Raw genomic sequence first — 26,747 nt, 5'->3', positions numbered from 1 at the left:
TTAATATAAATAATTATCGTTGATAATGATGCCTAATAGTTCAAAGAGATTATCCTTTTTGGAAAGAATGCATTTTTTCATGGCTTGTTTAATTTGTTCCGTTGAAATGCTATCAGGCAACATTTCCCTTGGGACACCATGACCGAATTGCCGAAAATACTGTTCTTCGATTTCATAATACTCATTATCAATTTTCGGTTCAGGTGTATTAAGGAAGCTATTCATAAAATCTGCAACGCTCTTGTTTTTGTCCATTGTATGCACCTACCTTTCTCTGCTCAAGACCCTAACATGATTATCTGGTCTAATAGAATCAATCATTGAAGAAAAAATACCAAACGCTGTAGGAAAGAAATTTGCTAATAGCTCTAATTTGCCTTGGTCTCCCATAGACGCTTCAAAAAAGTGGGCAAAGGCTTCTGCTTGTAGATTGCCCGGTCTCGTCCAATAGTTCCTTGAGTGACCATAATTTCCGTGCAATTGACCATTTGTTGTCGCATCAATTAAGTCCGAGAAGGAGTGAGCTGAATCCTGCCTAATACGGGTCAGAAAAGCAGTTTGCTTTTCCACTGGAAGATTGTTATATAAGCTCAGGATTCTTTGTCCGTCCTCAACCAGTGCCTCAGCAAATTCTGGAGTATTGGATAGATTGCTCCGATAGTTGCACGAAGCATGGTCGATCATGTGAGCAAGCTCGTGGAAATAAGTTGTTCCTGCACCTCTTGGATTTGTCATATCAGAAGCTGCATTGTAGTAGACTCCTCGTGAATGCCCTATATAATTTCCCGGTGAGTAATGTGCTGTCTGATCCGGTGGATATTCAGAATCTTGTATCATCAGTTTACCAGCGAAATGGTCAAACACTTCTCTGACATTCTGCTCTGCATTTTCATGGCGTTGTGATATAACAGCGATATATCCGTCTGGTGTGCTACCTTGGGTTAGCACGCCAAGGCAATACTGATAAGACGAATTACCAACATTAGGTGTTTGCAGACCCTGGAGGAAAGAATTTCGTGCAGAAGGAGTGTCCAAATTAACATTATCATATTCTTGTACACTTTTGGCAAGTGAAGCAACGTATTTTTCGGCCTGAAGCATAATCTGTAAAATATCATTCAGGGCTTTGTTGCAATCTTTTACGATAGTTCCCAGCTCATCGTACTTCTTGTCATTCCATCCGATTCCCAATTGCTGATATTTCATCTTCACAGAACTTCTTGTAGTTTCGATAGAAGAAATGGAGGTCCGCATATTTTTCAGTATTGTCAGTAATTGAGTTGCATCAGCATTTACGTTGCTCAAACACTCACCTCCTCATTTGTTAATCATTTCGAGTGTAGCTACCTGTTACTAAAACCGGGATATATGTATCAAGCGATTGAGCTGCAAGTGTTCGATGTCGCCCATCACTCTGAAATACATAATAAGAACCTACCTGCGCAACCTGGACAGGATTATTGTAATAGCTACGAATGGTATCATCTAACACTGGGTTTTGTGAAAGCTCATCCAAAGACATTCCTGACTCAGTATTTTGACGAACATCTTGGATGTGCGAAGCTCGCCTTAGAATGTTTTCTCTCGACCATCCCTCTCGACCATTCCGTGTCCAAAATCCTTCCGGGTTCCCAAGTTCTCGGTCACTGAGATAAACTCCTTCAATATCCCTTGCTCTAACGTATACGAGTTCTGGATTTTCATTTCGAGAAAAGGTATAGTTCCCGTTCTCCCAATAATCTCGATATTCTTCATAGTGATTTCCACGGGAAAAATATCGTTCAGCTGATAGTCTGTCTTGAACAAATGCAAGATTAGAACCAAAGGTATTTGACTCAAAGGTGGTTGTATCTGCACTTGATGGTGTAACAGCAAAACTACTGGTCTGAGGTGTGCTTGCAGATATTCCATTTGTAGATCCTAGTTGAACACTTTCGTATTCACTAAGGCTCTTGGCGAGTAAAGCCACATATTTTTCTGCTTGAAGCATAATTACCAATATGTCATTGAGAGCCTTGTTGCAGTCTCTTACAACCACGCCCAACTCGTTGTATTTTTTATCTTGCCATCCAGCACCTATTGCTTTTTTCAAATCAGTATAGCCTTTATCTGATAAAAATAATATTTCTTTTAATTTTTTCATTTTACTGCACCACCTTTGTTTGAACTTTCAAATCAATCGCCTCTGTATAATGTTTCCACATTTCAGCATAACGTCCATTTTTATGCTCAAAAATGGATCACGCCTTTTTCGCTGAACAAGCAGCGTTCTTTGATACAAAGGAGCTTGACCTTGTGCCGGGTGAGCTGGTCGATATAGCTTTGGGTCATCCCCCATTCCCGGCCTATCCGGGTCAGACTATGGACTAACACCACATCCACCTCGCCAGCGAGAACGGCCTGTGTGACCTTTCCCATGCCCGGACGGTCAAGGGTCAACCCGCTGCCGTATTCGTCCGCAGCGCCGATAATGGTATATCCCGCCCGCTTTGCGTAAAGCTGGAGCAAGAACCGCTGGTGTTCCAATGCAAAGGTATCGTCACGGGCCACACGGCAGTAAATGAAAACTCTCATATCCCACACCACCTTTACACCGCCGGGGCGTAGCTTAATGCTACGCCTTTTCTCGTTTCCAGCAGGATGTCCCGCTCGGGGATTTTGCGGCGATCCGGCACCTCAAAGGCCCCGATACAGTTGTAGTGGATCGTCACCCGCTGGTTGGTTACACCGTCCTCCTTGACCGCAGGATAGACCTCGATGTGGTCAATCAGCTCGGCTACCATTCGTTTGGTGATCTTGGCGGCGTTGGTGTAGTGGCGTACCGTTTCCAAGAAGTCATCTACATCCATCCGCTTTTCTTCCAGCTTTTTCACTTCCAGCCGCAGGGCCTTGATGCGTCCGGCGTTCTCGCCCTGCTCCTGCTCATAGCGCTTTGCCATTTTCGCAAACCGGGCATCGTCGATCTTGCCGGAAACATTGTCCTCATACAGCCGCTCAAAGAGTGTGTCCAACTCCCGGTCACGGGCCAGCAGCCCATCCAGCTCCCGCTTTTTGCGTACCCGCTCATTTTCGGCTACCTTTGCCGAGCGGCCCACCATCGCTTTGATAAAGTCGTTTTCGTACTCGTTGGCGAAACAGGCCAGCCGATGCACCTCGTAGAGAACGACCTGCTCCAAGAAGTCCAGCCGAATATAGTGGGTGGACGAGCATTTACGCAGCCCCGAATTATGGTTTTGGCAACTGAAAAACTTGATGTCGTGGTTGTTCTGATTAAAGTGGAAGTTCAGATTGCCGCCGCACTCGGGACACTTCATCACGCCGGAAAAGGCGCTTGGCTCTTGGGTGACGGTGGGGCGCTTGCGCCGGGTTCCGGCCTTCAGCGCCTGTACCTTTTCCCAAGTGGGCCGATCAATAATAGCCTCGTGAACATTGAGGAAGATCGCCCGGTTTTCCTCCGGGTTTTCGATCCGGCGCTTCATCTTGTAGGATTTGGAGTAGCTTTTGAAGTTGATGACATCGCCGCAATACTCCTGCGTGGTAAGGATTTTCTTGATCGTGGTATGGCCCCACTTGGTAGGCTCCAAGGTACTTTTGGAACCGCCCCGGCTTGTACCCTTGCTGCGCCAGTAGTAGGTGGGGTTGACGATACCATCAGCGCCGAGAGCGGCGGCAGTTTCGGCCAGCCCGTACCCCTCCAGCGCCATGCGGTAGATACGGCGCACCACATCGGCGGCCACGGGATCGACCACCCAAAACCGGGGATCGTCCGGGTTTTTGATATAGCCATAGGGCGGTGGGGACAGCGGAATCCCGGCGTTGCCTTTCATCTTATTGACGATCCGGCGCTTCTTGGAGATGTCCTTGGCGTAGTACTCATTCATTATGTTTTTGAACGGGGTGAAGTCATCCTCGCCCTCGTCGCTGTCCACGCCATCGGACACGGCCACCAGCCGCACATCATGAAGCGGGAAAAACTCCTCGGTGAGCTTACCCACCTCAATGTAGTTGCGGCCCAGCCGGGACAGGTCTTTGACGAACACCGCCGAGATATACCCGGCCTCGATTGCGGCGATCATTTTCTGAAAGCCGGGGCGCTTCATGGTGGTGCCGGTGATACCGTCATCCACGAAAAAGATGGTGTCCGTATAGCCCTTGTCCTTGGCGGCTTTTTGCAGTATCTTTTTCTGATTGCTGATGCTGTTGGACTCGTTGTCCATATTATCATCACGGCTCAGTCGGCAGTAAAGGGCGGCTGTGCCGAGGGCGGTTTTCTTGCTTGACTGTTTCAAAATATCCTCCTTCCAGCAGTCAAACAAGAGGTTTTATCCTATTTATATTATACCTCCGTTGACCGCCCGTGTTAAGGATGTGGATGAAAAGTTAAGCTGGCTCCAAATCAGCCAACATCAGTTTCAAGAGAATGTCACGCATAGACTCGCCTTTGTCCTTGTAGACGGGCGTGACAATAAATTGGATTTTTCCGACTTGATAAGTGTATTCCTCCTTGGTTGGTACGGGAACTTCCATGTGGGCCTCCTTTCGGCGCAGCGAGAAACAATGACCGACAGTTCCCCTTGTCCCGTGGGGAAACGCAGAAAGGCGGCACCTCGGCGGTGCCGCCCTCTTGCCTTGCTCCACCTTGGGACAGGTTGTCCCAAGGTCAATAGGGGCCGTTCTCAAAGTGCTGCTGGGCCTCCTCCAGCCCGCAGAAGTCAAAAACCTCGTGGAGTTCTGCCACCACACGCCGGATGTCCGTGGGAGAAAAGCCACAGTTTTCCATAGCGTAGATGACATAGCCCCGGCAGGCATTGTTGTTCCACGGCCGGGCCAGCATAGCCGCCAATACAGGATCGCAACTCATAATAGGTTTTCCTCCTTGATAAAGATTTTGGGAGCGCCACGCTCATTTCCTTGGCCCGTCATAAGACAGCGATACTCGACATGACGCTCCCGCTGGGGTGCGGCGGCCGGTCGGGACAGGCGGCCAGCCTGTCCACGCCGGATCGTGGCCGTGGGGTGGCGATGCCCCACTTGCGGTGTTGGTATGGATCGCTCGTCCTCCCGTGGGAGAAGTCACAGCGTACCCACCGCTCGGCTCCCCGGCAAAGCCGGGAGCCGCCGCTATTCAGTTGTCGAGAGGATCAATCCTCTCTATATACCAAGGACAGCAAACACATCAATTCGGACTGGCTTACAGAGTGTCTTTAAGATGTTTTTTCATCTGCTTCAAACCACGCTCTACGGAACGCCGCACAGCACTTTCATTTACGCCCTCGGCCTTGGCAACCTCGCAATAGCTCTTGCCGAGGATAACACAGGCATCCACTCGGCGGCCTTGGATCTCCGGCAGGGTGTTGAGAGCGTTCCAGAGAGTGCAGAACTGATCCATGCGTTCCAACAGCTCCTGCGGGGTCGGCTCGTGCAGACAGGCAGAGTATTCGATCCCATCATTGCAATCGAGGGAATACTGCGCTTTGTTGCGGACGATCCGCCGCTGGTGGGCAGCCTCGTACAGCTTGTCCGCCCGCAGTTCGGCGGCCACTTCATCGGAAACTTCGATATATTCATCGTGGGTGTACCACGGGTAAAACTCTTTCAAATTGATGATAGCCATTATATTTTCCTCCGTTCAGATAGCTGGGTGGATGGCGTTCTGAACGGAGAGGGGGCGGGGATCGACAGCCGGGGCTGCCAGCTTTGGGACAACTTGTCCCAAGGTAAGAATATATAAAAACGCCCGCACAGCATGACGCTATGCGGACGCACGAGTTTTTATTTACATATATGTACTGGAATATTTCATGTTCATGATCGGACGATCCCGGAGGGAGAACTACGCTTTTTTTAGCAGGTGAAAATCACGGGTAGTGTGAAAAAGCAAAATGAACACGACGATCCCTCCATGGAAACCGCCGTGTTCCTCCTAAAGTCATCGTATAAGGCGGTAACTTTGATTGATACCCGCCCCAAAAAACAAAAGAGCCGATAACTCGCACCCAAGGGCTACGGATTATCGGCTCTGCGTCTGTGCGTCTGGCTCTTTGATAATAGATATATGAAATTGTTTGACACAGATAAGCATTTCACTTTTGCATTTGGGACAAAAGAGTGGGAAATTGTCAAGTATCGTGTCCTTTCGGATTTTAAGTCGTGTTTTGCTCTTGCACACAGGACACAAGAGCCATTCAAAAGACTGTTCTTGTATAGCGGACATTGTTCTCTCTCCTTGTTTTTGATCGTCACGGTAGGCCCCCGCCAACTGGCCACAAGCAGCGTTAATATCGGAGCCAAATTGCGTTCGGATATTGACGCTAATTCCTGCATTATGAATGATACGGCAAAAGGCCTTTATTCGTGTGTGGCTTGAGGGCACCATAGTTTCCGTAACTGTCGTTTGATTGTATGGGATTAAATCTAAATGGTATAGTGGCAAATACTTTTTGTGTTTGAATAACAACTTGGTAAGTTGCTCTGCGTGTCTGTCGCTGTCATTGACATCCTTTAGCATGATGTATGCCAAAAACACCTTGCGATTTGTTTGCCGAATGTGCTGATCTAATGTATCCAGTACCTGACCAAGGGGGTATGTTTTAGTTATTGGCATGAGCGTTTCCCTCAGACGGTCAGTAGGTGCGTGGAGGGAATAGGCCAGATTGACTTGCGGATATTCTCTTGTCAATTTTTGAATACCCGGCACGATACCGATAGTCGAAATGGTGATGCGTCGCTGGGACAGCCCGAACAGTTCCGGGGCGGTCAGATCATGCAGGGCTTCAAAAACTTGTGGATTAGCGAACGGCTCTCCCATTCCCATAAAAGAGATACTGTTGATACTGCATCCTTGTTGCATAAAATATAGGATTTGGTCGGTAATTTCATCCACAGTCAAGTTTCTGCGTAATCCCAAAGTCCCTGTTGCGCAAAACTTACAACCGAAGCCGCAACCGCTTTGAGATGAAATGCAAAAGGAGTTCCAGCCCTCTTTATAAAACAGACCCACCGTTTCCACACGGTTTCCGTCCGACAGTTCAAACAGCACCTTGTCAGTTTGCATTGATTTCTCATGATGGATCGCCTTGATCTCCACAACAGTTTCACCAAACTGCTCCACCAACTTTTCGCGCAGCGTTTTTGGAAGCAACTTCATATCTTCAAAACGCATAATTCCTTGTAGGAACACAGCATCAAGCAGTTGCTTATAACGATACTCAGGTAAGCGCATATCCGCTATGAGCTGTTTCATTTTTTTATACTTGGACATAATTATATTTTCTCCTTCTTATTTAATCGCAATCTTTCCTGTCTTGGTTCACCTCGTCCATAATGCGATAAAGTTTCTCGATCAAGCGACAATTATATTTTTCATTCAAAATGTTCAGCTAAAGTGAAGGTACATTCAGGATAATTTGAACAACCATAAAACGATTTTTTTAATACAATATTGTTGCCACACTTAGGACATTTTCCTACAAGGGGTCCCGAGCGCTTAGTGGGAATTTGTACCCCTTATCGATACAAATTCCCCGTAGGCGCTAGGGACCTCTTTAGCTCCTTGGAAGCTGTCAGTAGTATACCTAATAATTTATCTACATTCCCTTTAGTAACGTGTAACTTTCCAAATTTACAAAAGCGACTCATAGAATTATTTCCTCCCGTTAAATAATAGATAACTATTAAAAATAGACAATACTTGCTCATAAGTAACGGTACTTAAATTGTTTACTTTGGCGTGTTTCATTGCTTGATGAAACTGATTTTTAGTAAACAGTTGACGATATTCTCGATTGACCCATTTTGAAACAAAGTACGTATATAGCTTCCAATATTTATCTGGAACATCTGTGGTATGGCGGGTAAGTTTTATTAAGACACTGTTTACTTTTGGTTTAGGATGAAAGCATTCCGCTGGCAGCTTAAGCAATTGCTGAATCGAGACTTGAGTGTGCAAGAGCAACCCTAGTGTTCGGTGAATATCCAAGGTACGCTTGTAGAATCCTTCTTCAACAATCAGATAGATGTCAGACGCATGGCTTTCAAAAACCACTTTTTTAATAATTTGTGTGCTTAAATGGTAAGGAATACTCCCAACAATTTTATACCTCTGTTTGTTAGGGAATTGAAACTGTAGAATATCTTGGTGAATTAAAGTGACACGAGTATTCAGTTTTAATTTTTCTGACGATAAGTTGAATAGATGACTGTCTAATTCAATAGACGTTACCTGTTTACTTATTTTAGCCAGTTTCGTCGTTAAATGCCCTTTACCTGTTCCAATTTCGTAAACGGTATCGGTTTCTTTTAAATTCAATTGTTTTATTATTTGGTTGAGTACTTTTTCACTCGTTAAAAAGTTTTGAGAATATTTTATATTTTTGTTCATGTAATATCCCTTTTTATTTGCTGTGAATATTCGCTCATTTTTCTTCCTCAATAAAAACTCTACCAGCTAACCAACATTCGTCTAATTCATTTGGGAATAATTCAAGCTGGCGAATCATATAATGTGTACTTGGAATGTAATCAAAATAAAACAATAGTGCTAGATATAAACTCCATGGAATTGGGCGTGTCCGATTTTCGTAGGCACTATAAGTTTGTCGTGAAATACCAACAGCCGAAGCAATTTCTTCTTGTGATGCACCAACTTTTCCTCTGAGTGCGGGTAACTCAATCGCCAATTGAGTGGCCAAGTTCTCTTTCTCATCTTTACTAAAATTCCAAAACTGCTTATAAGCATCTCGCCCTACAAATTGAATCAATAAATCTCCTCCTGGGTATACTCTTTCGTAGAGTACATTACTCCACGAATCGCATTCTTCTCTGTTTTTTTTAGTTTATATCTTTATTTTACAAATTGTCGCACTGTTTGTCAATATGTTAGGGACATAAAACACGAGGTTTTGCACAAAAATCCATCTTAGAAAGTTCCAAAGTCACAATTTGCCGTCAGAATTATAGTCATATTGAAGGAGGTGTACCTTATGGCACGAAAAGGAGAAAATATTTACAAAAGGAAAGACGGCAGATGGGAAGGAAGATACATTAAGTCCCGATCTTCTACAGGCAAAGCCAATTACGGTTATGTTTATGCAAAGTCATATCGAGAAGTCAAGGCAAAACTTATCAGTCAAAGTTCGTGCACGAGTAATTCTGTCACTGTCGATCCAGAAATTAGCTCAGATCAATTTGAACAGGTTGCTATGGAATGGTTTCAAGCTATATGTCCTAAAGTGAAGGAATCTACAAGCAACAAATATAGGAATCTTCTCAGCTCGTATATACTTCCTGTGTTCGGAAGCAAACAATTGCGTGATATAACACACGAGTTTATTGAAACGCAGTGTAATTTTTTCCTTGTTTCTGGTGGATTAAAGGAGAATGGACTTTCCTCTAAAACTGTTTCAGATATTTTATCTCTAATTCGAAATGTCTTACAATTTGCCACCCGAAACGGGAAAGCCATTTCTTGTGACGCACGATCTATACAGATAAAACGTCAAACGAAGGAAATGAGAGTTTTGAGTCGTGCTGAACAGGAAAAATTATGCCAATACTTGTATTCTAATCTTGATTCCTGCAATATTGGTATATTAGTATGTTTATTCACTGGTCTCAGAGTAGGTGAAATTTGTGCGTTACGATGGGAAGATGTTTCATTCTCAGATTACACAATCCACGTGCATCAAACGCTCCAGAGAATCCAAGATAGAACCAACAGTGAATACAAGACAAGGATTGTTGTTACCACACCAAAAAGTGCTTGCTCCATCCGTACTATTCCAGTACCCCATGGCTTAATGACTATTCTTACAGCACACAAAGCTTCTTCTACTGGCTACATCCTAACCAATAGCGATCAGAATCCATTAGAACCAAGAACCATGCAAAATCATTTTAAGAAGGTATTGAAAAACAGCGGAATCACCTCCGCAAATTATCACTCGTTACGTCATACATTTGCTACAAGGTGCATAGAGCTTGGATTCGATGTAAAAAGTCTCAGCGAAATATTGGGTCATGCCAGCGTGAATATTACAATGAATCGCTATGTACACCCATCCATGGATTTAAAAAGAGAAAATATGCAACGGCTTTCTGATTTATTAGCCGTCAAATAAATTGTCAACACCGTCAAATAATGCTGAGTTTTCAGTGTTTGGCGGTGTTTTTTCGTGGAGTAATGTACTCTACGAATTTTTTATTTTAAAGAACCTCAAGATAGCTCATATTGTCGTCTTGGGGTTCTTTTCATTCTATCATTTAATGCAATCTGCCTATAAAATTTTATCATATTGCATTTATAAATGCAACTTGCACCCGATGTTGGTTGTTGAGATTTTTGGTACATTTTATAATGTATAGCAGAATCATACACAGCATGGAGGTGATTGAAACGCAACCGGAAATTGATTACGTTAAGATTGGTCAGCGCATTAGAGCTGCCCGACTGGAAAAGGGTTATAGTCAGGCTGATTTGGGTGCGTTGGTTGGTTGCTCGAACAATCATATGAGCCATGTTGAAGTTGGACAGACGAAAGTTTCTTTGGCAATGCTTCTAAAACTGGCATTCGTCTTGGAAAAGAACTTTGACTATTTTTTACTGGATACCCCATATGCAAAATGCGACAGCATCATTGATAATGAGATTGCTGCAAAACTGAAAAAGTGTAATGTAACAACATTGATAACCGTAGGAAAGTTGATTGATGTCTTGATTGACCAGCAAGAGATGATAAAAAAAGCGGAGCTTGATTGATATAATGAAAAAGAAGCCCATTGACGGTACAGAGTGAACTGCTATGGGGTTCTTTTTTGCAGCACAATATACTGATTCTTTAAGAAGCAAAAAGTCCACCAGTCATGATGCACTACGCATCGTACTGGTGGACTTTTTCTGTAAAGATATAAAAATAGATATTCATATATCGCCATAACCAATGTCGTTATCGTAGGCATGAAGATCTTCTTTCAGGAAATCTGCTTTACGAATATACATCGAATTTACCAGCTCTCCTTTTTCGTGGAGCAGGCTGAATTTGTAGTCTAATAATGCTGCCGGTACATAGAGCATTTTAGCCGTTTCAAAAAATGTGTGTTCCGAAAGGCATTCCAGGACTTTCCCATCTTCTAACAGAAGCTCCGCCGCAAAGAAGTTTGCTTCATTTTCTTCGATTGATCTATCATCAAAAACTTCCATTTCTTGAAAGCCGTGCATCATAGCGATTTTTGTATGCAGGACAGCGTGTCCTAATTCATGTGCGACTAATATACGCTCCAGGATACCGTTCACATTGTGATCTATCACGATATTCTTTTGTCTGGACTGGTAATAGAAGAAGCCCTTCAATTTCTTCTGTAAATCGTAATAGTGGATTTTGATACCTAACAGCTGACATAGCTCGTAAGGGTCTCTGGTGTGATATTTTCGCACAAGCTTATCGACAGTTTCAATGATATGCTCTGCCGTTTTCATTTGCTTCACCTCCGAATCGCACACAGAAAACATATTCTGTGCTTGAGGATTTTACTCTTTATCTTTATGCTTTCTGTATTTCTTCGGAGTGTACTTTTCCCGTGCTGTTTTCTTAGAGTCCATATAAACTGACATAATCGCCTGGAAGAATACATCTTTTGCGTCCTCGTCCAATTCTCCACCGGCAAACAGAGAATTTACACGACCCAACACTTCCTGAGCTTCTTTTGCTCCTTTTGAACCGAAGTTTTCCTTTGCCTCTAAAATAAACATATCCTGATCTATATGGCTCTGGCTATCCGTTTCAGATTCGTCCAAAAGATAGGACACAGAGATATGCAGTGCTTCAGCAAGTTTTCTGATGTTGCTTTTTCTGGGGAGTGTTCCGAGCTGCTCATAGGTGTAAAGGGATCTTTCGGAAATGCCGGTCATCTGGGCAAGCTCCGTTTGAGATAGGTTCATAGCCAAACGAGCTTCTTTAATTTTTTCTCCAAATGTCATGGTAGTATCCTTCCTTTCAAAAAATATTTATTCGTAACTTCCGATTATTTGTTGACAAACTTCTGGAAAATGCTATAATAAGAATCATAATAGAAGTTTTAATTCCACTTAATTATATATCGGAACTTTTATAAAGTCAAGAACTTCCGATTTCACTTCTGTTATTTTAATCAAATATCGGAAGTTATAGTCATTCTTGTCCCATGGTATTTGTTTCCCTTTAGCCAAGTGACAGGAGTTAGAAAGGAATTCTTATTTTATGGATTAGGCTGAAAGGAGATTCTGAATGAGCAGATATAATACACAGGTATTAAGCAGTATTCGAATGCTTTGCCGGATGCAGAACATTGACGAGAAGGTTCTGTATGAAAGAGCAAAGCTGATTTTATCCATATATCGAGAGGTGTGCTGGTCTACCATTGATCGTGCGAATGATGTATGTGATACCCTTATTTGTACTTACGGTGACAGCTTAGATGGTGCATTGATTTATCTGGAGAACTTTGCTCCGGATGAAGCGAGAGAACGATTTGAAGAACGCATTCGCAGCTTATTTGAGACAAAGTGGATCATTGAACTGGTAGATATGGCTATGTTGAAAATCAGAGAATATCCAGATAAAGGCGCTCTGTACTGTGAGATTATCTCAAAGGCATATCTCAACCGCTTCAAGTACAGGGAATCAGAAATGCTGGAGGTTTTGAATATGGAACGCAGCACCTACTATGACCGAAAGAAAGAAGCGATACTGTTATTTGGTCTGTCACTTTGGGGAACAGCCATTCCTAAATTGAAAGATTTCCTGGAAAGTGCCCGGGAGGAAGAAGCATTGTGTTATTGTGAATGCTAAGACAGGATTTTAGTCCGACTAAAATCCGATGAAAATACGACGGTTCCCCTACTGAAAGTCCGACTTGTCCAGTGTTAAAATGGCTATGCTGGGAGATAGCGGCATAAAATTGAATAGAGAGAGTTACGCCTCGTGCCTGTAATGGGTACGGGGCTTTTTTTATACCTGCCTATTTTCCCCCATAATTAACACAAAGGCATGAACGAGAGCTTGGAGTAATTTACTCCGGCTCTTTTTTTATGCCTGCAAGGAGGACAGGCAGATGGCAAAGGGTATTGAGAATCGGGCACGATCTCCTCCCGCTGTTTTTGATTTTGCAACTTCACAAATTCAAAAACACGGAGGAACGAAAATGTATTACGACTTGGTTGAAAGCGGAAAAAGAATTAAAGCCTTGAGAAAGGAACATGGGCTTACACAGGAACAGCTTGCGGAGCAGTTAGGTGTTGCCGCAAACACCATTGCACGAATTGAAACCGGCAACAGAGGTATCTCTATTGATTTGGCAATCGAACTGGTTGTGCGCTTTGAGACAACCCTTGATTACATATTTTTAGGTCGTGAATAACCTCAAAACTATACCTACGAGGCAATAAAAACTTGCATGAGGAACAGGTACAATTTAGATACAGCCAAAGAAAATCGGCTGCTTGATCCTTGAAAACTGAATACACAGTCATCGAATACGTTCCTGTTGCCGGTGCGAGAGCATCAGCCACATCAGCGGTACGCCGAGACGTATCGGATAGAGAAACAGAACGACTTTCTTCTATAAATTAAGCGCTTGTCTCTCTCCCGATGCCAGCGATCAATACTGGCTTGTAAATATTGGGTTGCTCCCAATACGGCCATGAAAGCAACAGGATTAAAGATACTTCTCTACGGAGCTGGCGGAGAACCCGGCAGAGGTTAGATTCCTATGGAACTGATTCGCAATCAGTCGTTCGGTGATTCCCTGAGGGCGTAAGCCCTCTTTCCCAGGGGTGCGTGGCAAATATGGGACACATAGACTTTTGGACTGACTGCCTGATTCCTTTCTGGCAGTCAGTTATTACATAGCCAACGAAAGGAGGTCATGGCACATGATGAAAGAAAATTGGGTATATTGCCGTGGTGATATTTATTGCGCCAAGCTGGACCCGGTAGTTGGGTCGGAACAAGGCGGCATCCGTCCGGTTATCGTCATTCAGAACGATACCGGTAATAAACACGCTCCCACATTGATTGTGGCAACGGTCACCACCAGAATCCATAAGAAAGCGAATATGCCGACGCACTTTGTTATTTACGACAATCCTGCATTCAAAGAAGCGTCCGTTGTTCAGCTGGAACAGATTCGTACCATTGATAAAAGCAGGATTGATAATTACTTAGGTAAGGTAACGCCCCGTGAAATGGTAGCGATTGAGAAAGCCTTATCTGTCAGCCTGGCAATGGAACAGCTGAAAAAGCGTTCCCCAAAACATAAAGCAAAGAGAGCGAAGGAGTGAACATAAATGTTTGAAGAAAGAATCGCTGCCATGAATCAGCGCACCGAAGAAGCGATGGCTGCTAACGCAGTTCAGTTTGATAAGAGAACCTATACGGTTGATGAGATTCAGGATATTCTGGGCATCAGCAGAACCAGCGCATACAACCTTGTGAAAAAGAAAGTTTTCCATAGCGTCCGCATCGGTGGCAGTATCAGAATCTCCAAAAAGAGTTTTGATGAGTGGTTGGATCATCAAATGTAAGATTTGTCAAGGGCGTCGTACAACCCGGCGACAAACTTCAAAACATATTGAGAGTTCGATAAAATGTAGCCATGACAAGAAACACATGGCTACATTTTTTACATAGGAGGTTGTACGATGGCGGAAATGAGAAAACGCACGAGTATGTCTGTTCTGGAAATGGGCAGGATGCTCGGTCTTGGTAAAACGGAGTCATACTGGCTCATTAAGAAGAATTACTTCAAAACCATTCTTGTCGGCAACACCATGAGGGTGATGATCGACAGCTTTGAAGAATGGTATGCCAATCAGTTCAAATACCAGAAGGTCGATGGAACCCCTCCCGGCGAGGAATTGAAGAAAACTACATATTCAATGGAGGAGCTTGGACAGCGCCTTGGGCTGAAAGAAGCGACTGCTTACGAACTGGTTGCCAAAGGGCATTTTGATGTGGTCGATGTCCTGGGCAAGCGCAGAGTGACAAAGGAGAGCTTTGAAAGATGGTATGCTTCTCAAACCGATTACCGCACGGTAGAGGATCAGGAACTGGATGCAGATATTATGGCATCCACCTACGGTCTGCCGGAAATGGCAAGAATGCTTGGGGTACATCGTCAGACCATTTACTATATCGTTGCCAATGAAGATTTTGAGCTTATCAAGGTTGGCAGGTATAAGCGAGCTACCAAAGAGAGCTTTGAAAAATGGTATCACAATCAGACCCGCTACCAGTTAGCGGAAGATAGACAGGAAAGGAGCTGATTACATGGCATCTATCGTTAAGAGAAAAAAGAAGTATTCTGTGGTTTATACATACACCGATGAGAACGGCAACAAGCGTCAGAAGTGGGAAACCTTTGAAACGAATGCCGAAGCAAAGAAAAGGAAGTTGCAGGTTGAATATGAGCAGGAGTCCGGAACCTTTATTCCCCCTTCTGCTAAAACCGTCAATGATCTTTTGGATGAGTATATGTCAATCTATGGTGTGAACACCTGGGCGATGTCTACCTATGAAAGCAGAAAGAGCCTGATTGCAAACTATATTCGTCCCCTCATCGGTGATATGAAGCTGGAGGATGTCACGCCGAGAATCATGGACAAGTATTACCGAGATTTGCTTTCTGTCAAAGCGGTTTCTTCTAAGTATGTAAAAGCCCGTACAGAATATCTGACTCCGCATACTGTCCGAGAGGTTCACAAGACATTGCGAAATGCTTTCAATCAAGCGGTCAAGTGGGAATTGATGACCAGAAACCCTGTGGAGCACGCTACGCTGCCGAAAGAAGAACACAAGACCAGGGATATCTGGACAGCAGAAGTGCTCCAGAAGGCTCTGGAAGCCTGTGACGATGATATTCTTCGTCTGGCTATTAACCTTGCCTTCTCCTGTTCCCTGCGAATGGGCGAGCTTCTGGGGCTTACCTGGGACTGTATTGACATTTCCCCCACCAGTATTGAACTTGGTCAGGCAAGCATCTTCGTTGAAAAGGAGTTGCAGAGAGTAAATCGTGAAGCGATGGCAGATCTGGACGGTAAGGACATCATGTTCAAGTTCCCACCGACCTTCGCCAGTACGCATACCGCATTGGTTCTCAAAACTCCTAAGACCAAAACAAGTGTCCGCAAGGTGTTCTTACCGAAAACCGTAGCGGAAATGTTGGTACAGCGAAAGGCTGACATCGAAGAACTGAAAGACCTTTTCGGTGACGAGTTCGTAGACTTCAATCTGGTTTTCTGTTCTTCCAATGGCAAGCCGATTGAGGGGCAGGTTATCAACCGTGCTTTCAATAAGCTGATTGAGGAGAAGGGACTGCCGAAAGTGGTTTTCCATAGTCTCCGACATTCCAGTATCACTTACAAGCTGAAGCTGAACGGCGGCGATATGAAATCCGTTCAAGGCGATTCCGGTCATGCACAGGTCAAGATGGTAGCGGATGTTTACTCCCATATCATCGACGATGACCGCAGACTGAACGCTGAAAGAATGGAAGCTGCGTTCTACTCAGGCAGACAGGCAACGCCTGAGCCGGTTCAACCAGCCGCAACGGAAAGCTCCGCTGATGATAAAGAACTTCTTCTGAAGCTTCTGCAAAATCCGGAAATGGCAGCACTCCTGAAGTCGCTGGCAAAAACATTATAGTAACTGCAAGGGCAGATCCTTTTACATAGCTACAATAGCTGTAAAAGGGTCTGCCCTTATTTTTTTGTTATGGAGGTCAACGAGTATGGATAGAATCTTTATGGACGAGTATTACGAGCATCTGAGAGCTGACAATATCGAGGCATTTTCCAAGGAAAGGAACGACGAATATGTTGGCAGAGCTGAGGAATACAAAGCAGCAAAGTCGGCATTGCTTGAAGGATTGGGACTTGAGCATTTGTTTGACCATAGCCATGAACTGACTCCGAAAGAGAAAGAAATATGGATGCTGTTCGATAGGGTTGATGTAGCAGAGCTTCTTGCAAGGGATGCTTTTGCCAAGGGTGCTTATATGCTCGGCGCTGAGGATAGAGAGATTATGCTGAAATAAAAAAAGACCTGCTTCGGCGGGTCTAAATTACATAGAATCATTGAGTCTGAAAAACCTTTGAAATTCTTAATAATTCTGGTTGAAAAATTCATTTTGAAATGATATATAAAACAGACTGAAATCTGTGTCTAAGGACACCCGCACCCTCACACGAGAATGAATAGGATTTCCTATCATTTCGCATCACGAGAAGTTACATAGTGACATTTACTTGCACTTGCAACGTCCACCAAAAATCGAAAGACTTGCTAATTTCGAGCCAATCGGACGGTGTAAAATCCCTCTGAATTAGCTATCACAGCGTAGTATCAGATGGGATTTGAAATGCTGAAAAACCTTGTATTTCCAAGCATTTTTAAGCATTAGATGCCACTTCCCGATGTCGTATCGGGTCTACTCCTAAGGGGGCATCCCCGGTTCGAATCCGGGTGGGAGTACCAAGCGAAAAGCCTAGAATATACACGTTCTAGGCTTATTTTTATTTTATTAAATTTTACAGATAGCACTCACAATTCGCTAAGATTCTTGACAAAGGGTAACAAACTGGCAACAAACTGGCAACAAATATAAAAAGCATCACTAATGAATTTTTTCGAATTCACATTGTTGCATTTACACTTATTCTTTCAAAAATATTAAGTGTAAATGCAACAATTATTTTTCATTCTCGTAAATTTTATTTTTCTCTGGTAAATATTTCCAATATCTTTTCGGCATATTATTCTGCATAAGTTTGAGGTTGTGGCGTTCTTTTATCCCGACTGAATTGTAAAATTCTATCCAGCAATCTTCAAACATTTTCTCATCATCAGATTCTTCTTTGAAGATTTCTTGTACATCATAAAACGCCAAATCTTTGTCCACATAAATCGCGCACTTGTTTCTTCTCTTATCGTAAATCACAAACTTTTCGTTTCTCAATCTGTTTTTGAAATGATATGTGAGTAGTTCCAAAATGTCGTTGTTAGGTTCGAATTCTGCGAACAAGAAATTATCTTGGATTTCTTTGAATCTGAGAAGGCCTTTGTATGCGTGAAGTTCTCTTGTGGAATATTTGCACAGACTATTGAATGCTACAGCAATTTTGTCAGATGAGTTGATGAAGTTGTAGCCGTATTTGTACATATTTTTGATTGTCTTAGCGATAATGGTTGATTTGTCGGGATTTTCTGAGACAAATGCGTAGTTGATGCCACGATAAAAGTTGAATCCGAATGTGTCTATTAAAGATTTTTTCACACGCGATGATTTATCAACGTCTGTCTCAATGTATATGTCGTCATTCAAAAAATCCAATTGCTCAGTTTTTACAATGATAATCGAATTTTCGATGTGGTTGTACTGTTCAAAAATCACCGTGAACAAGCCATCTAAGCTGTTATCATAACTGTATCTCATATCTACTCCAAAAAACTTAGTTGTGTGACGTTTTTTCCTTCTTGCATTCTTAAAATATCCAACAAATCGTCTTGTGTGCTGTATTTTTGTCCGCGATAAACTCCATTTACGACTATGAAGTTCTTCGCTTTTTTCAGGGAGATTTTGAGAGAGGTCAAATCGTCGTAGCTGAGGTTGGCAAATTTTCTCGCATTTATTATTCTCATAGCATATGTTGGACCGAATCCTGGAACACGCAAAAGTTCTTCATAAGATGCGCGATTTATTTCTATTGGGAAGTTAGCTACGTTTTGCACTGCCCAGAATGATTTGGGATCCAACGTCAAATCAAAAAACGGATTTTGTTCGTTCAAAATTTCGTTTGATTTGAATTTGTAAAATCGCATCAGCCAATCGGCTTGGTACAACCTGTGTTCACGTAGCATGGGAACTTTTTTGATACCATCTGTGTATTTCGATTTGATTACAGGGACAAATCCAGAATAGAAAACTCTTTTGAGTTTGTAATCTTCGTATAAGCTACTTGCTTTGTTGATAATTGTAAGATCCGATTCTCTTCCTGCTCCTACTATCATTTGAGTGGATTGACCAGCTGGTAAGAACAAAGGTGTCTTTCTTATTGTTTTCCTGTCTATTTTGTACTGAGTGATGGATTCGTTGATAAAATCCATCGGTTTTTCGATGGACTCATAAGTTTTCTGTGGAGCAAGCATCTTCAAGCTTGGCTTCGTTGGAAGTTCTATGTTGATACTCATACGATCGATAAGTCTTCCAAGTCTTTCGATTAATTCTTCACTTGCTCCAGGAATTGCCTTCATGTGAATGTATCCGTTGAATTTTTTCTCATTGCGAAGAATTTCCGCAACTCTTATAAGCTTTATCATCGTGTGGTCTGGACTTTTTACAACTCCACTCGACAGGAATAATCCTTCTATGTAATTTCTTTTGTAAAAATTTATAGTCAAATCAGCCACTTCTTCTGGGGTAAATTCTGCTCTTTCGATGTTGTTTTCTTTTCTGTTGACGCAGTATTCACAACTGTAAATGCATTTGTTTGTGAGTAAAATTTTAAGTAGCGAAATGCACCTTCCGTCTTCAGACCAGCTGTGACATATTCCAGAATTCTGCGCCGCGCCGATTCCGTCAGAGGTATTTTTCCTTTTTGAACCACTAGAAGAACAACTAACATCGTACTTGGCAGCGTCTGATAATATTGATAATTTGCGTTTTAATTCCATAATATCACCTATTCGTATTTTATAATAAAACAAACATTCGCACAAGTTTGTTTTTTAGAAAAAAGTTGTTATCTGGAAGAAATTGTGGTAGAATTGTAAGAACTAATAAAAATTTAAAATATTTATACAGAGGTAATTATGAAAAACAGGAAATTAATATTTGTTAGTGGATTCGCACTATTTTCGATGTTTTTTGGAGCGGGAAATTTGATATTTCCACCGTTTTTGGGTAATAAAGTAGGAGATCAGTATTTGATTGCGACATTAGGATTTTTGCTAAGCGCAGTAGGACTGGTTTTCTTGGGATTACTCGCAGCGACAAAAAGCGGCGGAACAATTGAAAAAATCGGCAACACTATAAGTCCGCGATTTTCACTAATATTCTCAACTATAATTATGCTTGCGATAGGACCGGGACTTGCAATTCCAAGGACTGCAGCAACAACAGTAGAAATAATTCAAAAAGGATTTTTCAAAGGAGCAAATTCTGTTTTGCTCACGGTAGTATTTTTTGCTTGTGTGTATTTATTCGTCAGAAAACCAAGCAGCATAATAGATAATTTGGGAAAAATTTTGACGCCGTTGTTGATTTCAACTCTTGTGGTAATTATTTTCAAAGGAATAATATATCCCGTTGCAACGCCTGTAAATACATATCAAATTCAAGTCTTCCAATCAAGCTTTGAAGAAGGATATCAAACCATGGATGCGTTGGCATCATTAGTATTTGCTATTGTAGTTACCAAAGGATTTATGGGAAACGGAATTACAGATGACAAAACAATCAAACAATACACAATAAAAGCGTCAATCATAGCAGCTATAGGACTTTGCTTTGTCTACGGAGGATTGATTTATATCGGAGCTGCCACATCCAAGTTCAACCTAGGAAATGTCGAAAGAGTTGATTTGTTGTTATACATTTGCTACCAACATTTGGGGATTTTGGGAAAAGTATTAATCTGCGTTGCAATGGCATTGGCATGCCTCACAACAGCGATTGGGCTTACAACAACAGTCGGACAATTCTTCAGTGATATGCTAAAAGAGAAAACAAACGGAGTTATCTCATATGATTTAATCATAATAATTTCCACAGTTTTCAGTGCATTCTTCGCAGTAGTAGGCGTCGAAAAAATCTTGAAAATCTCAGCACCATTTTTGACAGCGATATATCCTGTCGCAATAGTTTTGATTTTCTTGAATTTGTTTAAGCAAAATACATTTTCACGAAACGTAAAATTAGGATCCATAATAGGAGTGTCGATTTACGCGGTTATAGTATTACTTAACGGATTCAAATTAGATTTCGGTTTGTTGAAAACAATCGAATCAGTATTTCCAATGCAAGTCAAAAGCTTTATTTGGATAATCCCAGCAGTCATTGGAGGATTAATAGGAAAAATCAAAAAATAAATTGTAACTATTATGTAATACGATATATCATGCAATGTATGGTATAATATATTTGAGGTGAGTTAATGATTAAAAAATTATTAGGATTGAAGAACGAAATACCAACATTGTGGTATGCATTTTTTAATAAACAAACACCATTATTGTCGAAAATAGCATTGGCATTGTCAGTGCTTTACGTAGTAAGCCCAGTGGATTTCGTGCCAGATTTCGTCGCTGGATTGGGAATCTTGGATGATTTAATCCTCGCTCCATCATTAATGATGGTCGCAAAGAAATTCATCCCCGAAGACATCATCGACACCAGCCAAGAAAAAGCAGAACAACTAAACTCTAAACTAAAAATAGTTGGAATAGTCGCAGGAGTAGGGATACTACTATTGATAAGCTTTTTGATTTACAAAAATGTGGTGAAATAGTTATTGAAATTTTAAATAAATCAAAGCGCGCTGTGAGGCGTGCTTTTTTTATGGTATGATAGTTTTGAGGTGAGATATGGAAAAGTTTAATGTGAATAAAGACGATATGATAATTTTGTTGATTGATTTACAAGAAAAATTGGTGCCTGTTCTTCACGACAATGAATACGTGCTTAATCACACTAAGGCTGTGTTGGAGATGGCAAGAATTTACGACATTCCTGTAATTACGACACGTCAATATCCGAAAGGACTTGGAGATACTGTAGAATGTTTGAAACAATACGAAACGAAGGTGTTCGACAAGGTAGATTTTACTGCAAAGCTTGATGATGTTATGAATGAAATCGAAAAAACTGGAAGGAAACAAATCGTAGTTGTCGGAGCGGAAGCTCACATTTGTGTCTACCAAACGATACGTGATTTGATTGACGAATATAAAATGATTGTGCTTGAAGATTGCGTTACAGGCAGACGTGTTGAAAATAAAATGAATGCTATTCAAAATTTTAGAGAGATGGACTGTTTGGTAATCAATTCTGAAACGTTGATTTTCGATATTTTGAAAAGGGCGGGAAGTCCTGAATTTAAGACTTTGTCCAAACTAATCAAATAAAAAATAAATCCAACTTTACTTTTCAGGGTAAAGTTGGATTTTTTTATCCTAATAATAAATACAAGAAGTGTGCGCTGATTCCAGCTGCGATTCCTCCAATTGTGTGTGAAAGAATTGCTTTTGGTGCGAGTTTTCTAGCGTTTAATGTGTCCATCATTCCAACATGTGTGGACAAATATCCCGACCAACACATTCCAAGGGCTGTGAAAACTGCGATATCATTTCCTGTGATTAAATTTTTCTCCAATAATTTTGGAACGAGTCCAAGCGCTGCTCCGACACTTCCCAAAGCTGTAAGAGGAAATGCAATGCATTCTGATGAGGTGAACCCAAACAATGGTTTCAAAATGGGATTTAGCAATGCTCCAAGTTTTGGAATCAAACCGACTCCTTCATAGGCAGCTCCAGTATAGATTACGGTTCCATTTTCAACAGTTCCAGTTGATGTTAGTATCATAACCAAAGTACAAATCACAACAACTCCAGGAATAATATCCATCCCAGCTTGTACACCGGATTTTCCACCCTCAAGCATTGAATTTAAAATTCTCTCCATCAAAGTCGAATCTTCTTTTTCTTCGACGATTTGTTTTTCTTCAAATTCCACTTGTTCATCTGTATCGGCGTAGAATTTTTTCGTGAAATGCATCATAATTCTTACGGAAACCACAGAACCCACGACTGCCCCCAAAACTCCAAGGGATGCCGCCTTGAAAAATTCCGTACCATTTCCAAGTGAAGACATAAAAGTCCACACGATAAATCCCATCCCGAACGATGTTCCCAAATTGCACAACGTAGGAAGCTGATAATTCTTAAAATATTTTGCAAATCCTTTGTCCTTTGCAAGTCCAATTATTGCCGGATTATCCGACAAAAAAGTTGTCAATATTCCAAGCGCCGCAGCCCCAGGTAAATTGTAAAGTGGTTTCATTATAGGGCTGATGATTTTGTTGATCAGTGCAATAACTCCAAATTCGCTTAAAAGCTTGGATAACGCACCTGTTAAAACTGCGATTGCCATTATGAAAAACACAGTATTAAGCAGCAAATCGTGCGCCGTTTTCATCAAAGTATTAAACATATTGCCAAGACCCATAACTTTTGCAATGTAGCCGAAAAGTCCGAAGACGACAGCGATTGTCACAAAAGATTCTAGTGAAATTTCACTTTGTTTTTTAGTTTTCTCCATAAAATTCTCCATTAAAAGTATAATATATAATTCTAATGTATTTCAGCTTAAAATTCAAACTATAAAATGAAATCACGAACGAAACTTATCAATAACAAATGAGCTGGATAGAAAATGTAGAATGCCCATTTGTTGATGTTGCCTTTTTTGCCGTTGTAAAAGTGAATGATAGGAATCGACAGATACACGAACAAATACATATACGCTTCGAAAAAATATCCGAACAATATCGCTATGTAAGTGTTTCTTCTGGAAGATGAGCCCAAATACAACAAAAACACCGCTAAAATTCCAAGCATGGAATAATCTGTGTGGTAGTAATTGGCGATTACACAGAATATGGCTACGGAAATTAATTTTAAAATCGCCTTCACGAAATTTGATTGGTCGAACTTATCGATTTTTTCAACGATAAATATAAGACACGCAGAAAGTGCCAACGTGAAGAACACATTTTGGTGATAAAAATCGAACATTTCACCACTAATCGCCAAATCAAAAGGAATTTCTGAAATAATCGCAAAGGAAAACAACCTTATTATGTATTTTTCTACGCTTCTAGTTAGAAACATTCCATTTACAATCAGAAATGCGAAAATCGGAAACGCAATTCTTCCGATAAAAAGCATTAACGCTCCTACTATGACTCTCCAGTCAGATGATGTGAGTGTCATCGTAGGATAAATGTTGAATTTTTGAAGCATATTGCATTGCACAATGTGACTGATAAGCATGGATATACAGGCGATTACTTTAAGCCCAGAACTTGATATTCCCTTGTCTCTGTGCCAAATATCCAAATAATTTTTCCTTTGGGTTTCAGTTAAAAGTTGCATGATAATCTCCTTGAATTTGTTACAACTATTTTATCACAAATAAAGCACATTATTATCTGATATAATTATAATAAGGTGATAGTATGAAAATGATGATTTTTGAGAACAAAGTAGATGAGAATAATTTGTTCGAAAATGAAATGGATAATAGAAATTCTGTGATGTTGTCATTTTTCTTGGAGAAATTAAAAACAAAAAAGGTCGTTGTCGACAGGTTCAAATTAAACAAGAATCCCGAAATATTCGAACAACAGGGGATTGCACAGAAAATTGATGACGGAATGAAACTTCCAATCACAGTTGTAGATGGAAAAGTTGTGCTTTCGGGAAGATATCCAAAAAGCTACGAAATATTGGATTTCCTTCACATCGACAGAAATATTTTCAACCAAGCTTATGTCAACGATAAGCGTAAATTCTGATAAGATTTGTTCCTAAGTTTTAGGAAAACAAAAAACCTGTGACAATCACAGGTTTACATAATATTTTTTAATTTATTTTATTGAATCCAAAAACATTTTGACAATTTCGTGTCCTTGAGCCAAAGTATCCAGCGCCATTTCGGGATGGTATTGCACTCCCAAGAAGAACTTCTTGTCCTTAACGTAGGCCGCTTCCACTATATCATCAGAAGATTTTTGTAACACTTCAAGCTTTTCTGCCACATCTTTGATTGCTTGATGATGAAGGCTATTTACATAAAATCTGTCGCCAAATTTTTCTTTGAACATTCCGTAATTTGTAACCTCGTGAACCAAATCATTGTAAGGTTTGTCTTGAGAGTGAATGATGGAGATGTCCTTTTGTTTTTCCAAATCTTGGTATAAAGTTCCGCCCAAATACACATTCATTATTTGTAGTCCACGGCAAATTCCCAATGTTGGAATGTCCTTTTTGTAGCAAATATCCATCAGATTAAACTCCAATTTGTCCCTAACATTTGATGAAATTCCACATTCCAAAATCTTGTCTTCATTGTAATATGATGGAGCCACATCAAGTCCTCCTGTAAACACGATTCCGTCCAACCTGTCGACGATTTCTTCTAAGAATTTCCTATCGGAATTGAACGGAAGAATCACTGTGTAAGCTCCGTTTCTTTCGATAAGTTCAATGTATTTTCTAAGCATAAAAAGTCTGTTTTCTGCCACGTTATAAAGTGGTGTAAGTCCTATTATTTTCATATTTCCTCCAATTATATTTCAATATTATTATATCAAAGATAAAACAAAAATACATTTTTTGATTAAATCAACAAAAGTGCTATAATATTATTATATTTGGAGAAATATCGAAGTGGTCATAACGGGGCGCACTCGAAATGCGTTTGGGATTATTTCCCACGTGGGTTCGAATCCCACTTTCTCCGCCAAAACAAAGACAGATAGCTGTAATTAGCTATCTGTTTTTTAATTGGTACTTAAAAAGTACTATTTATTGTGCAGTTATTGTGTTCTTTTTCAAGAACGAAAGTTTTGTCTCGCTGACAAGAATCGCTGCGAATATGAATACAAAACCGATTACTGAGAAAACTGTCAATGATTCGATTCCGATAAGTACAGGAATTAAAATTCCAAATATTGACTCGAATCCCAAAATAATTGCAGCAGTAGATGGGTTTGTGTATTTTTGTCCGATGTTTTGAAGTAAAAGTGCAACGGCAGTACACATTACAGCTAAGTACAATAATTCCATCACAGATCTTGAAGTTACGACAAGATTTGAATTGTCTTCTACTACAATTGTAGTTATCCAAGATAACACAGCCGCCATTATAAATTGCAATATCGTCATAACGATAGGATCACGGTCTCTTGCAAGGGCGCTTACTGCGATGATGTGCGATGCGAACAACAATCCGCTAAGTAAAGCTAGTAAATCCCCAAGCCATGCCATTGGATTATCCACGTGAGAGCTTGATCCTGAAAGCGATATGAAAAATATTCCAGTTATACACAAAGCGGCCGCCGACAAATTGTATCTGTCTGGTCTTTGCTTGAATACAATCCAACCCAAAAACGGCACGATTACGCAATAAGATGCAGACAAGAATCCGCTTCTACCAGGATCTGCGAATTTTACCCCCAAAGTTTGTGATGAATACGCCATGAACAAAAATATTCCTATCAAAAGTCCGTTTTTTATGTCGTCATATTTTGCTTGGCGAAGTCTCTTCCAGAAAATGATTGATAATAAAATAGCTGCCAACGTAAATCTTATCGCCAAAATAAAGTTGGGATTGAATGTTTTGGAAGATTGCTTAACTACAGTCAAAGAACTTCCCCAAAGGATAGCTACTATTAATAACGCTAATTTAGCAAGTAAATTTGCTTTCTTTTTATCCATTTTTTCCTCCTCTTATTTAATTTCAGATATATTATCCCAGTTTTCGTATGATTTGTAAACACCTAAAAAGCCCAATAAATTAATTTGCACACAAAAACCTGCTAACAAAAGTCAAGCATAACCTGAAATTAATTTCAGGTTATTTGATTATTTGAGTAATTAAATTAGTGCATGGCAAACAAACCGAGTGTAATCAATCGGTTTTTTTAGTGTAATTTT

34 protein-coding genes and 1 tRNA gene are annotated in these 26,747 nt (G+C 41.0%); 15 read left to right on the top strand and 20 right to left on the bottom strand.

Going from position 1 to position 26,747, the window contains the following annotated elements; translation table 11 throughout:
• From ACU68U_RS04440 to ACU68U_RS04385, 12 genes are all read right to left on the bottom strand, one after another.
• Window positions 1-255: a hypothetical protein gene (locus ACU68U_RS04440; protein WP_002588965.1), complete on the bottom strand. Its 255-nt coding sequence runs from the start codon at window positions 253-255 to the stop codon at window positions 1-3.
• Window positions 256-264: 9 nt separating this feature from the next.
• Window positions 265-1,305 (bottom strand): hypothetical protein, encoded by a 1,041-nt coding sequence (locus ACU68U_RS04435; RefSeq protein ID WP_002304399.1) that lies wholly within the window; start codon window positions 1,303-1,305, stop codon window positions 265-267.
• Between the two features lie 19 nt (window positions 1,306-1,324).
• Window positions 1,325-2,143: a hypothetical protein gene (locus ACU68U_RS04430; RefSeq protein ID WP_021386793.1), complete on the bottom strand. Its 819-nt coding sequence runs from the start codon at window positions 2,141-2,143 to the stop codon at window positions 1,325-1,327.
• 86 nt (window positions 2,144-2,229) lie between these two features.
• Entirely contained in the window at window positions 2,230-2,574 is a 345-nt protein-coding gene (locus ACU68U_RS04425; protein WP_009896530.1) for a recombinase family protein, read from the bottom strand.
• Window positions 2,575-2,588: 14 nt separating this feature from the next.
• Window positions 2,589-4,289, bottom strand: coding sequence for a recombinase family protein (locus tag ACU68U_RS04420; protein ID WP_009896532.1), 1,701 nt, complete (start codon window positions 4,287-4,289; stop codon window positions 2,589-2,591).
• A gap of 91 nt (window positions 4,290-4,380) precedes the next feature.
• Entirely contained in the window at window positions 4,381-4,527 is a 147-nt protein-coding gene (locus ACU68U_RS04415; protein WP_009896533.1) for a hypothetical protein, read from the bottom strand.
• A 133-nt stretch (window positions 4,528-4,660) separates the two neighbouring features.
• On the bottom strand, window positions 4,661-4,861 hold the full coding sequence (locus ACU68U_RS04410; RefSeq protein ID WP_009896535.1) for a hypothetical protein: 201 nt from the start codon (window positions 4,859-4,861) through the stop codon (window positions 4,661-4,663).
• A gap of 330 nt (window positions 4,862-5,191) precedes the next feature.
• On the bottom strand, window positions 5,192-5,614 hold the full coding sequence (locus tag ACU68U_RS04405; protein WP_009896537.1) for an RNA polymerase sigma factor: 423 nt from the start codon (window positions 5,612-5,614) through the stop codon (window positions 5,192-5,194).
• Window positions 5,615-6,010: 396 nt separating this feature from the next.
• Entirely contained in the window at window positions 6,011-7,261 is a 1,251-nt protein-coding gene (locus tag ACU68U_RS04400) for a Cfr family 23S rRNA (adenine(2503)-C(8))-methyltransferase (protein WP_002578771.1), read from the bottom strand.
• A gap of 101 nt (window positions 7,262-7,362) precedes the next feature.
• A complete protein-coding gene (locus tag ACU68U_RS04395; RefSeq protein ID WP_079746689.1) occupies window positions 7,363-7,497 on the bottom strand; it encodes a topoisomerase DNA-binding C4 zinc finger domain-containing protein in 135 nt (44 codons plus the stop codon).
• A gap of 145 nt (window positions 7,498-7,642) precedes the next feature.
• A complete protein-coding gene (erm(B), locus tag ACU68U_RS04390) occupies window positions 7,643-8,410 on the bottom strand; it encodes a 23S rRNA (adenine(2058)-N(6))-methyltransferase Erm(B) (protein ID WP_255420040.1) in 768 nt (255 codons plus the stop codon).
• A gap of 4 nt (window positions 8,411-8,414) precedes the next feature.
• Window positions 8,415-8,759, bottom strand: a complete 345-nt coding sequence (locus tag ACU68U_RS04385) for a helix-turn-helix domain-containing protein (RefSeq protein ID WP_198957774.1) — start codon at window positions 8,757-8,759, stop codon at window positions 8,415-8,417.
• A gap of 222 nt (window positions 8,760-8,981) precedes the next feature.
• On the opposite strand from ACU68U_RS04385, the gene ACU68U_RS04380 reads away from it, so the two are divergent.
• Window positions 8,982-10,118 carry a tyrosine-type recombinase/integrase gene (locus ACU68U_RS04380; RefSeq protein WP_002304408.1) on the top strand — a complete coding sequence of 379 codons (1,137 nt, stop codon included), beginning with the start codon at window positions 8,982-8,984 and terminating at the stop codon, window positions 10,116-10,118.
• A gap of 260 nt (window positions 10,119-10,378) precedes the next feature.
• Entirely contained in the window at window positions 10,379-10,756 is a 378-nt protein-coding gene (locus ACU68U_RS04375) for a helix-turn-helix domain-containing protein (RefSeq protein WP_002578940.1), read from the top strand.
• A 162-nt stretch (window positions 10,757-10,918) separates the two neighbouring features.
• Here ACU68U_RS04375 and ACU68U_RS04370 read toward each other — a convergent pair whose 3' ends face one another.
• Both ACU68U_RS04370 and ACU68U_RS04365 read right to left on the bottom strand, forming a co-directional pair.
• Window positions 10,919-11,473, bottom strand: a complete 555-nt coding sequence (locus ACU68U_RS04370) for an ImmA/IrrE family metallo-endopeptidase (protein ID WP_002304410.1) — start codon at window positions 11,471-11,473, stop codon at window positions 10,919-10,921.
• A 51-nt stretch (window positions 11,474-11,524) separates the two neighbouring features.
• Entirely contained in the window at window positions 11,525-11,974 is a 450-nt protein-coding gene (locus tag ACU68U_RS04365) for a helix-turn-helix domain-containing protein (RefSeq protein ID WP_002304411.1), read from the bottom strand.
• Window positions 11,975-12,260: 286 nt separating this feature from the next.
• Between ACU68U_RS04365 and ACU68U_RS04360 the strand changes: the two genes are divergently transcribed.
• The 8 genes from ACU68U_RS04360 to ACU68U_RS04325 all read left to right on the top strand — a co-directional run bounded on the left by ACU68U_RS04360 (window position 12,261) and on the right by ACU68U_RS04325 (window position 17,067).
• Entirely contained in the window at window positions 12,261-12,824 is a 564-nt protein-coding gene (locus tag ACU68U_RS04360; protein WP_002304412.1) for a hypothetical protein, read from the top strand.
• A 262-nt stretch (window positions 12,825-13,086) separates the two neighbouring features.
• Entirely contained in the window at window positions 13,087-13,392 is a 306-nt protein-coding gene (locus ACU68U_RS04355; RefSeq protein WP_002304413.1) for a helix-turn-helix transcriptional regulator, read from the top strand.
• A gap of 89 nt (window positions 13,393-13,481) precedes the next feature.
• On the top strand, window positions 13,482-13,604 hold the full coding sequence (locus ACU68U_RS04350; protein WP_275042113.1) for a hypothetical protein: 123 nt from the start codon (window positions 13,482-13,484) through the stop codon (window positions 13,602-13,604).
• A gap of 302 nt (window positions 13,605-13,906) precedes the next feature.
• On the top strand, window positions 13,907-14,314 hold the full coding sequence (locus tag ACU68U_RS04345; RefSeq protein WP_002578938.1) for a type II toxin-antitoxin system PemK/MazF family toxin: 408 nt from the start codon (window positions 13,907-13,909) through the stop codon (window positions 14,312-14,314).
• Between the two features lie 6 nt (window positions 14,315-14,320).
• Complete coding sequence (locus tag ACU68U_RS04340; RefSeq protein WP_002304418.1) at window positions 14,321-14,557, top strand: helix-turn-helix domain-containing protein; 237 nt, start codon at window positions 14,321-14,323, stop codon at window positions 14,555-14,557.
• A 117-nt stretch (window positions 14,558-14,674) separates the two neighbouring features.
• Window positions 14,675-15,298 (top strand): helix-turn-helix domain-containing protein, encoded by a 624-nt coding sequence (locus tag ACU68U_RS04335; RefSeq protein WP_002304420.1) that lies wholly within the window; start codon window positions 14,675-14,677, stop codon window positions 15,296-15,298.
• Between the two features lie 4 nt (window positions 15,299-15,302).
• The gene (locus tag ACU68U_RS04330; protein WP_002304423.1) at window positions 15,303-16,676 is read left to right on the top strand and encodes a site-specific integrase; all 1,374 of its coding nucleotides are present in this window, start codon (window positions 15,303-15,305) and stop codon (window positions 16,674-16,676) included.
• Window positions 16,677-16,761: 85 nt separating this feature from the next.
• Window positions 16,762-17,067 carry a hypothetical protein gene (locus tag ACU68U_RS04325; protein ID WP_002304425.1) on the top strand — a complete coding sequence of 102 codons (306 nt, stop codon included), beginning with the start codon at window positions 16,762-16,764 and terminating at the stop codon, window positions 17,065-17,067.
• Between the two features lie 654 nt (window positions 17,068-17,721).
• Here the strand turns inward: ACU68U_RS04325 and ACU68U_RS04320 are convergent.
• Together ACU68U_RS04320 and ACU68U_RS04315 are read right to left on the bottom strand one after the other, a co-directional pair.
• A complete protein-coding gene (locus tag ACU68U_RS04320) occupies window positions 17,722-18,465 on the bottom strand; it encodes a TIGR03915 family putative DNA repair protein (RefSeq protein WP_446762821.1) in 744 nt (247 codons plus the stop codon).
• 2 nt (window positions 18,466-18,467) lie between these two features.
• Entirely contained in the window at window positions 18,468-19,703 is a 1,236-nt protein-coding gene (locus ACU68U_RS04315; RefSeq protein ID WP_446762820.1) for a putative DNA modification/repair radical SAM protein, read from the bottom strand.
• A 138-nt stretch (window positions 19,704-19,841) separates the two neighbouring features.
• Between ACU68U_RS04315 and brnQ the strand changes: the two genes are divergently transcribed.
• The 3 genes from brnQ to ACU68U_RS04300 all read left to right on the top strand — a co-directional run bounded on the left by brnQ (window position 19,842) and on the right by ACU68U_RS04300 (window position 22,154).
• Window positions 19,842-21,119 carry a branched-chain amino acid transport system II carrier protein gene (brnQ, locus tag ACU68U_RS04310; protein ID WP_446762819.1) on the top strand — a complete coding sequence of 426 codons (1,278 nt, stop codon included), beginning with the start codon at window positions 19,842-19,844 and terminating at the stop codon, window positions 21,117-21,119.
• Window positions 21,120-21,184: 65 nt separating this feature from the next.
• A complete protein-coding gene (locus tag ACU68U_RS04305) occupies window positions 21,185-21,538 on the top strand; it encodes a YkvA family protein (RefSeq protein WP_094205120.1) in 354 nt (117 codons plus the stop codon).
• 76 nt (window positions 21,539-21,614) lie between these two features.
• Complete coding sequence (locus tag ACU68U_RS04300) at window positions 21,615-22,154, top strand: isochorismatase family protein (protein ID WP_094205123.1); 540 nt, start codon at window positions 21,615-21,617, stop codon at window positions 22,152-22,154.
• Between the two features lie 43 nt (window positions 22,155-22,197).
• On the opposite strand, the gene ACU68U_RS04295 is transcribed toward ACU68U_RS04300, so the two are convergent.
• Both ACU68U_RS04295 and ACU68U_RS04290 read right to left on the bottom strand, forming a co-directional pair.
• Window positions 22,198-23,346, bottom strand: a complete 1,149-nt coding sequence (locus tag ACU68U_RS04295; RefSeq protein WP_446762818.1) for a CD0519/CD1768 family membrane protein — start codon at window positions 23,344-23,346, stop codon at window positions 22,198-22,200.
• A 59-nt stretch (window positions 23,347-23,405) separates the two neighbouring features.
• Entirely contained in the window at window positions 23,406-24,182 is a 777-nt protein-coding gene (locus ACU68U_RS04290; protein ID WP_446762817.1) for a TraX family protein, read from the bottom strand.
• Between the two features lie 83 nt (window positions 24,183-24,265).
• Between ACU68U_RS04290 and ACU68U_RS04285 the strand changes: the two genes are divergently transcribed.
• Window positions 24,266-24,604 (top strand): arsenic metallochaperone ArsD family protein, encoded by a 339-nt coding sequence (locus ACU68U_RS04285; RefSeq protein ID WP_094206668.1) that lies wholly within the window; start codon window positions 24,266-24,268, stop codon window positions 24,602-24,604.
• 72 nt (window positions 24,605-24,676) lie between these two features.
• Here the strand turns inward: ACU68U_RS04285 and ACU68U_RS04280 are convergent, their stop codons facing one another.
• Window positions 24,677-25,366, bottom strand: coding sequence for a gamma-glutamyl-gamma-aminobutyrate hydrolase family protein (locus ACU68U_RS04280; RefSeq protein ID WP_446762816.1), 690 nt, complete (start codon window positions 25,364-25,366; stop codon window positions 24,677-24,679).
• Window positions 25,367-25,464: 98 nt separating this feature from the next.
• Between ACU68U_RS04280 and ACU68U_RS04275 the strand changes: the two genes are divergently transcribed.
• Window positions 25,465-25,554 (top strand) — tRNA-Ser (locus ACU68U_RS04275).
• 62 nt (window positions 25,555-25,616) lie between these two features.
• Here the strand turns inward: ACU68U_RS04275 and ACU68U_RS04270 are convergent.
• Window positions 25,617-26,528 (bottom strand): DMT family transporter, encoded by a 912-nt coding sequence (locus ACU68U_RS04270; RefSeq protein ID WP_316524282.1) that lies wholly within the window; start codon window positions 26,526-26,528, stop codon window positions 25,617-25,619.
• Between the last annotated feature and the right edge of the window lie 219 nt (window positions 26,529-26,747).

It is taken from the genome of Finegoldia sp. P3-F-LR (assembly GCF_052932165.1).
The sequence above is the reverse complement of the archived record's forward strand: the minus strand, read 5'-3'. Positions and strand labels throughout refer to the sequence as shown.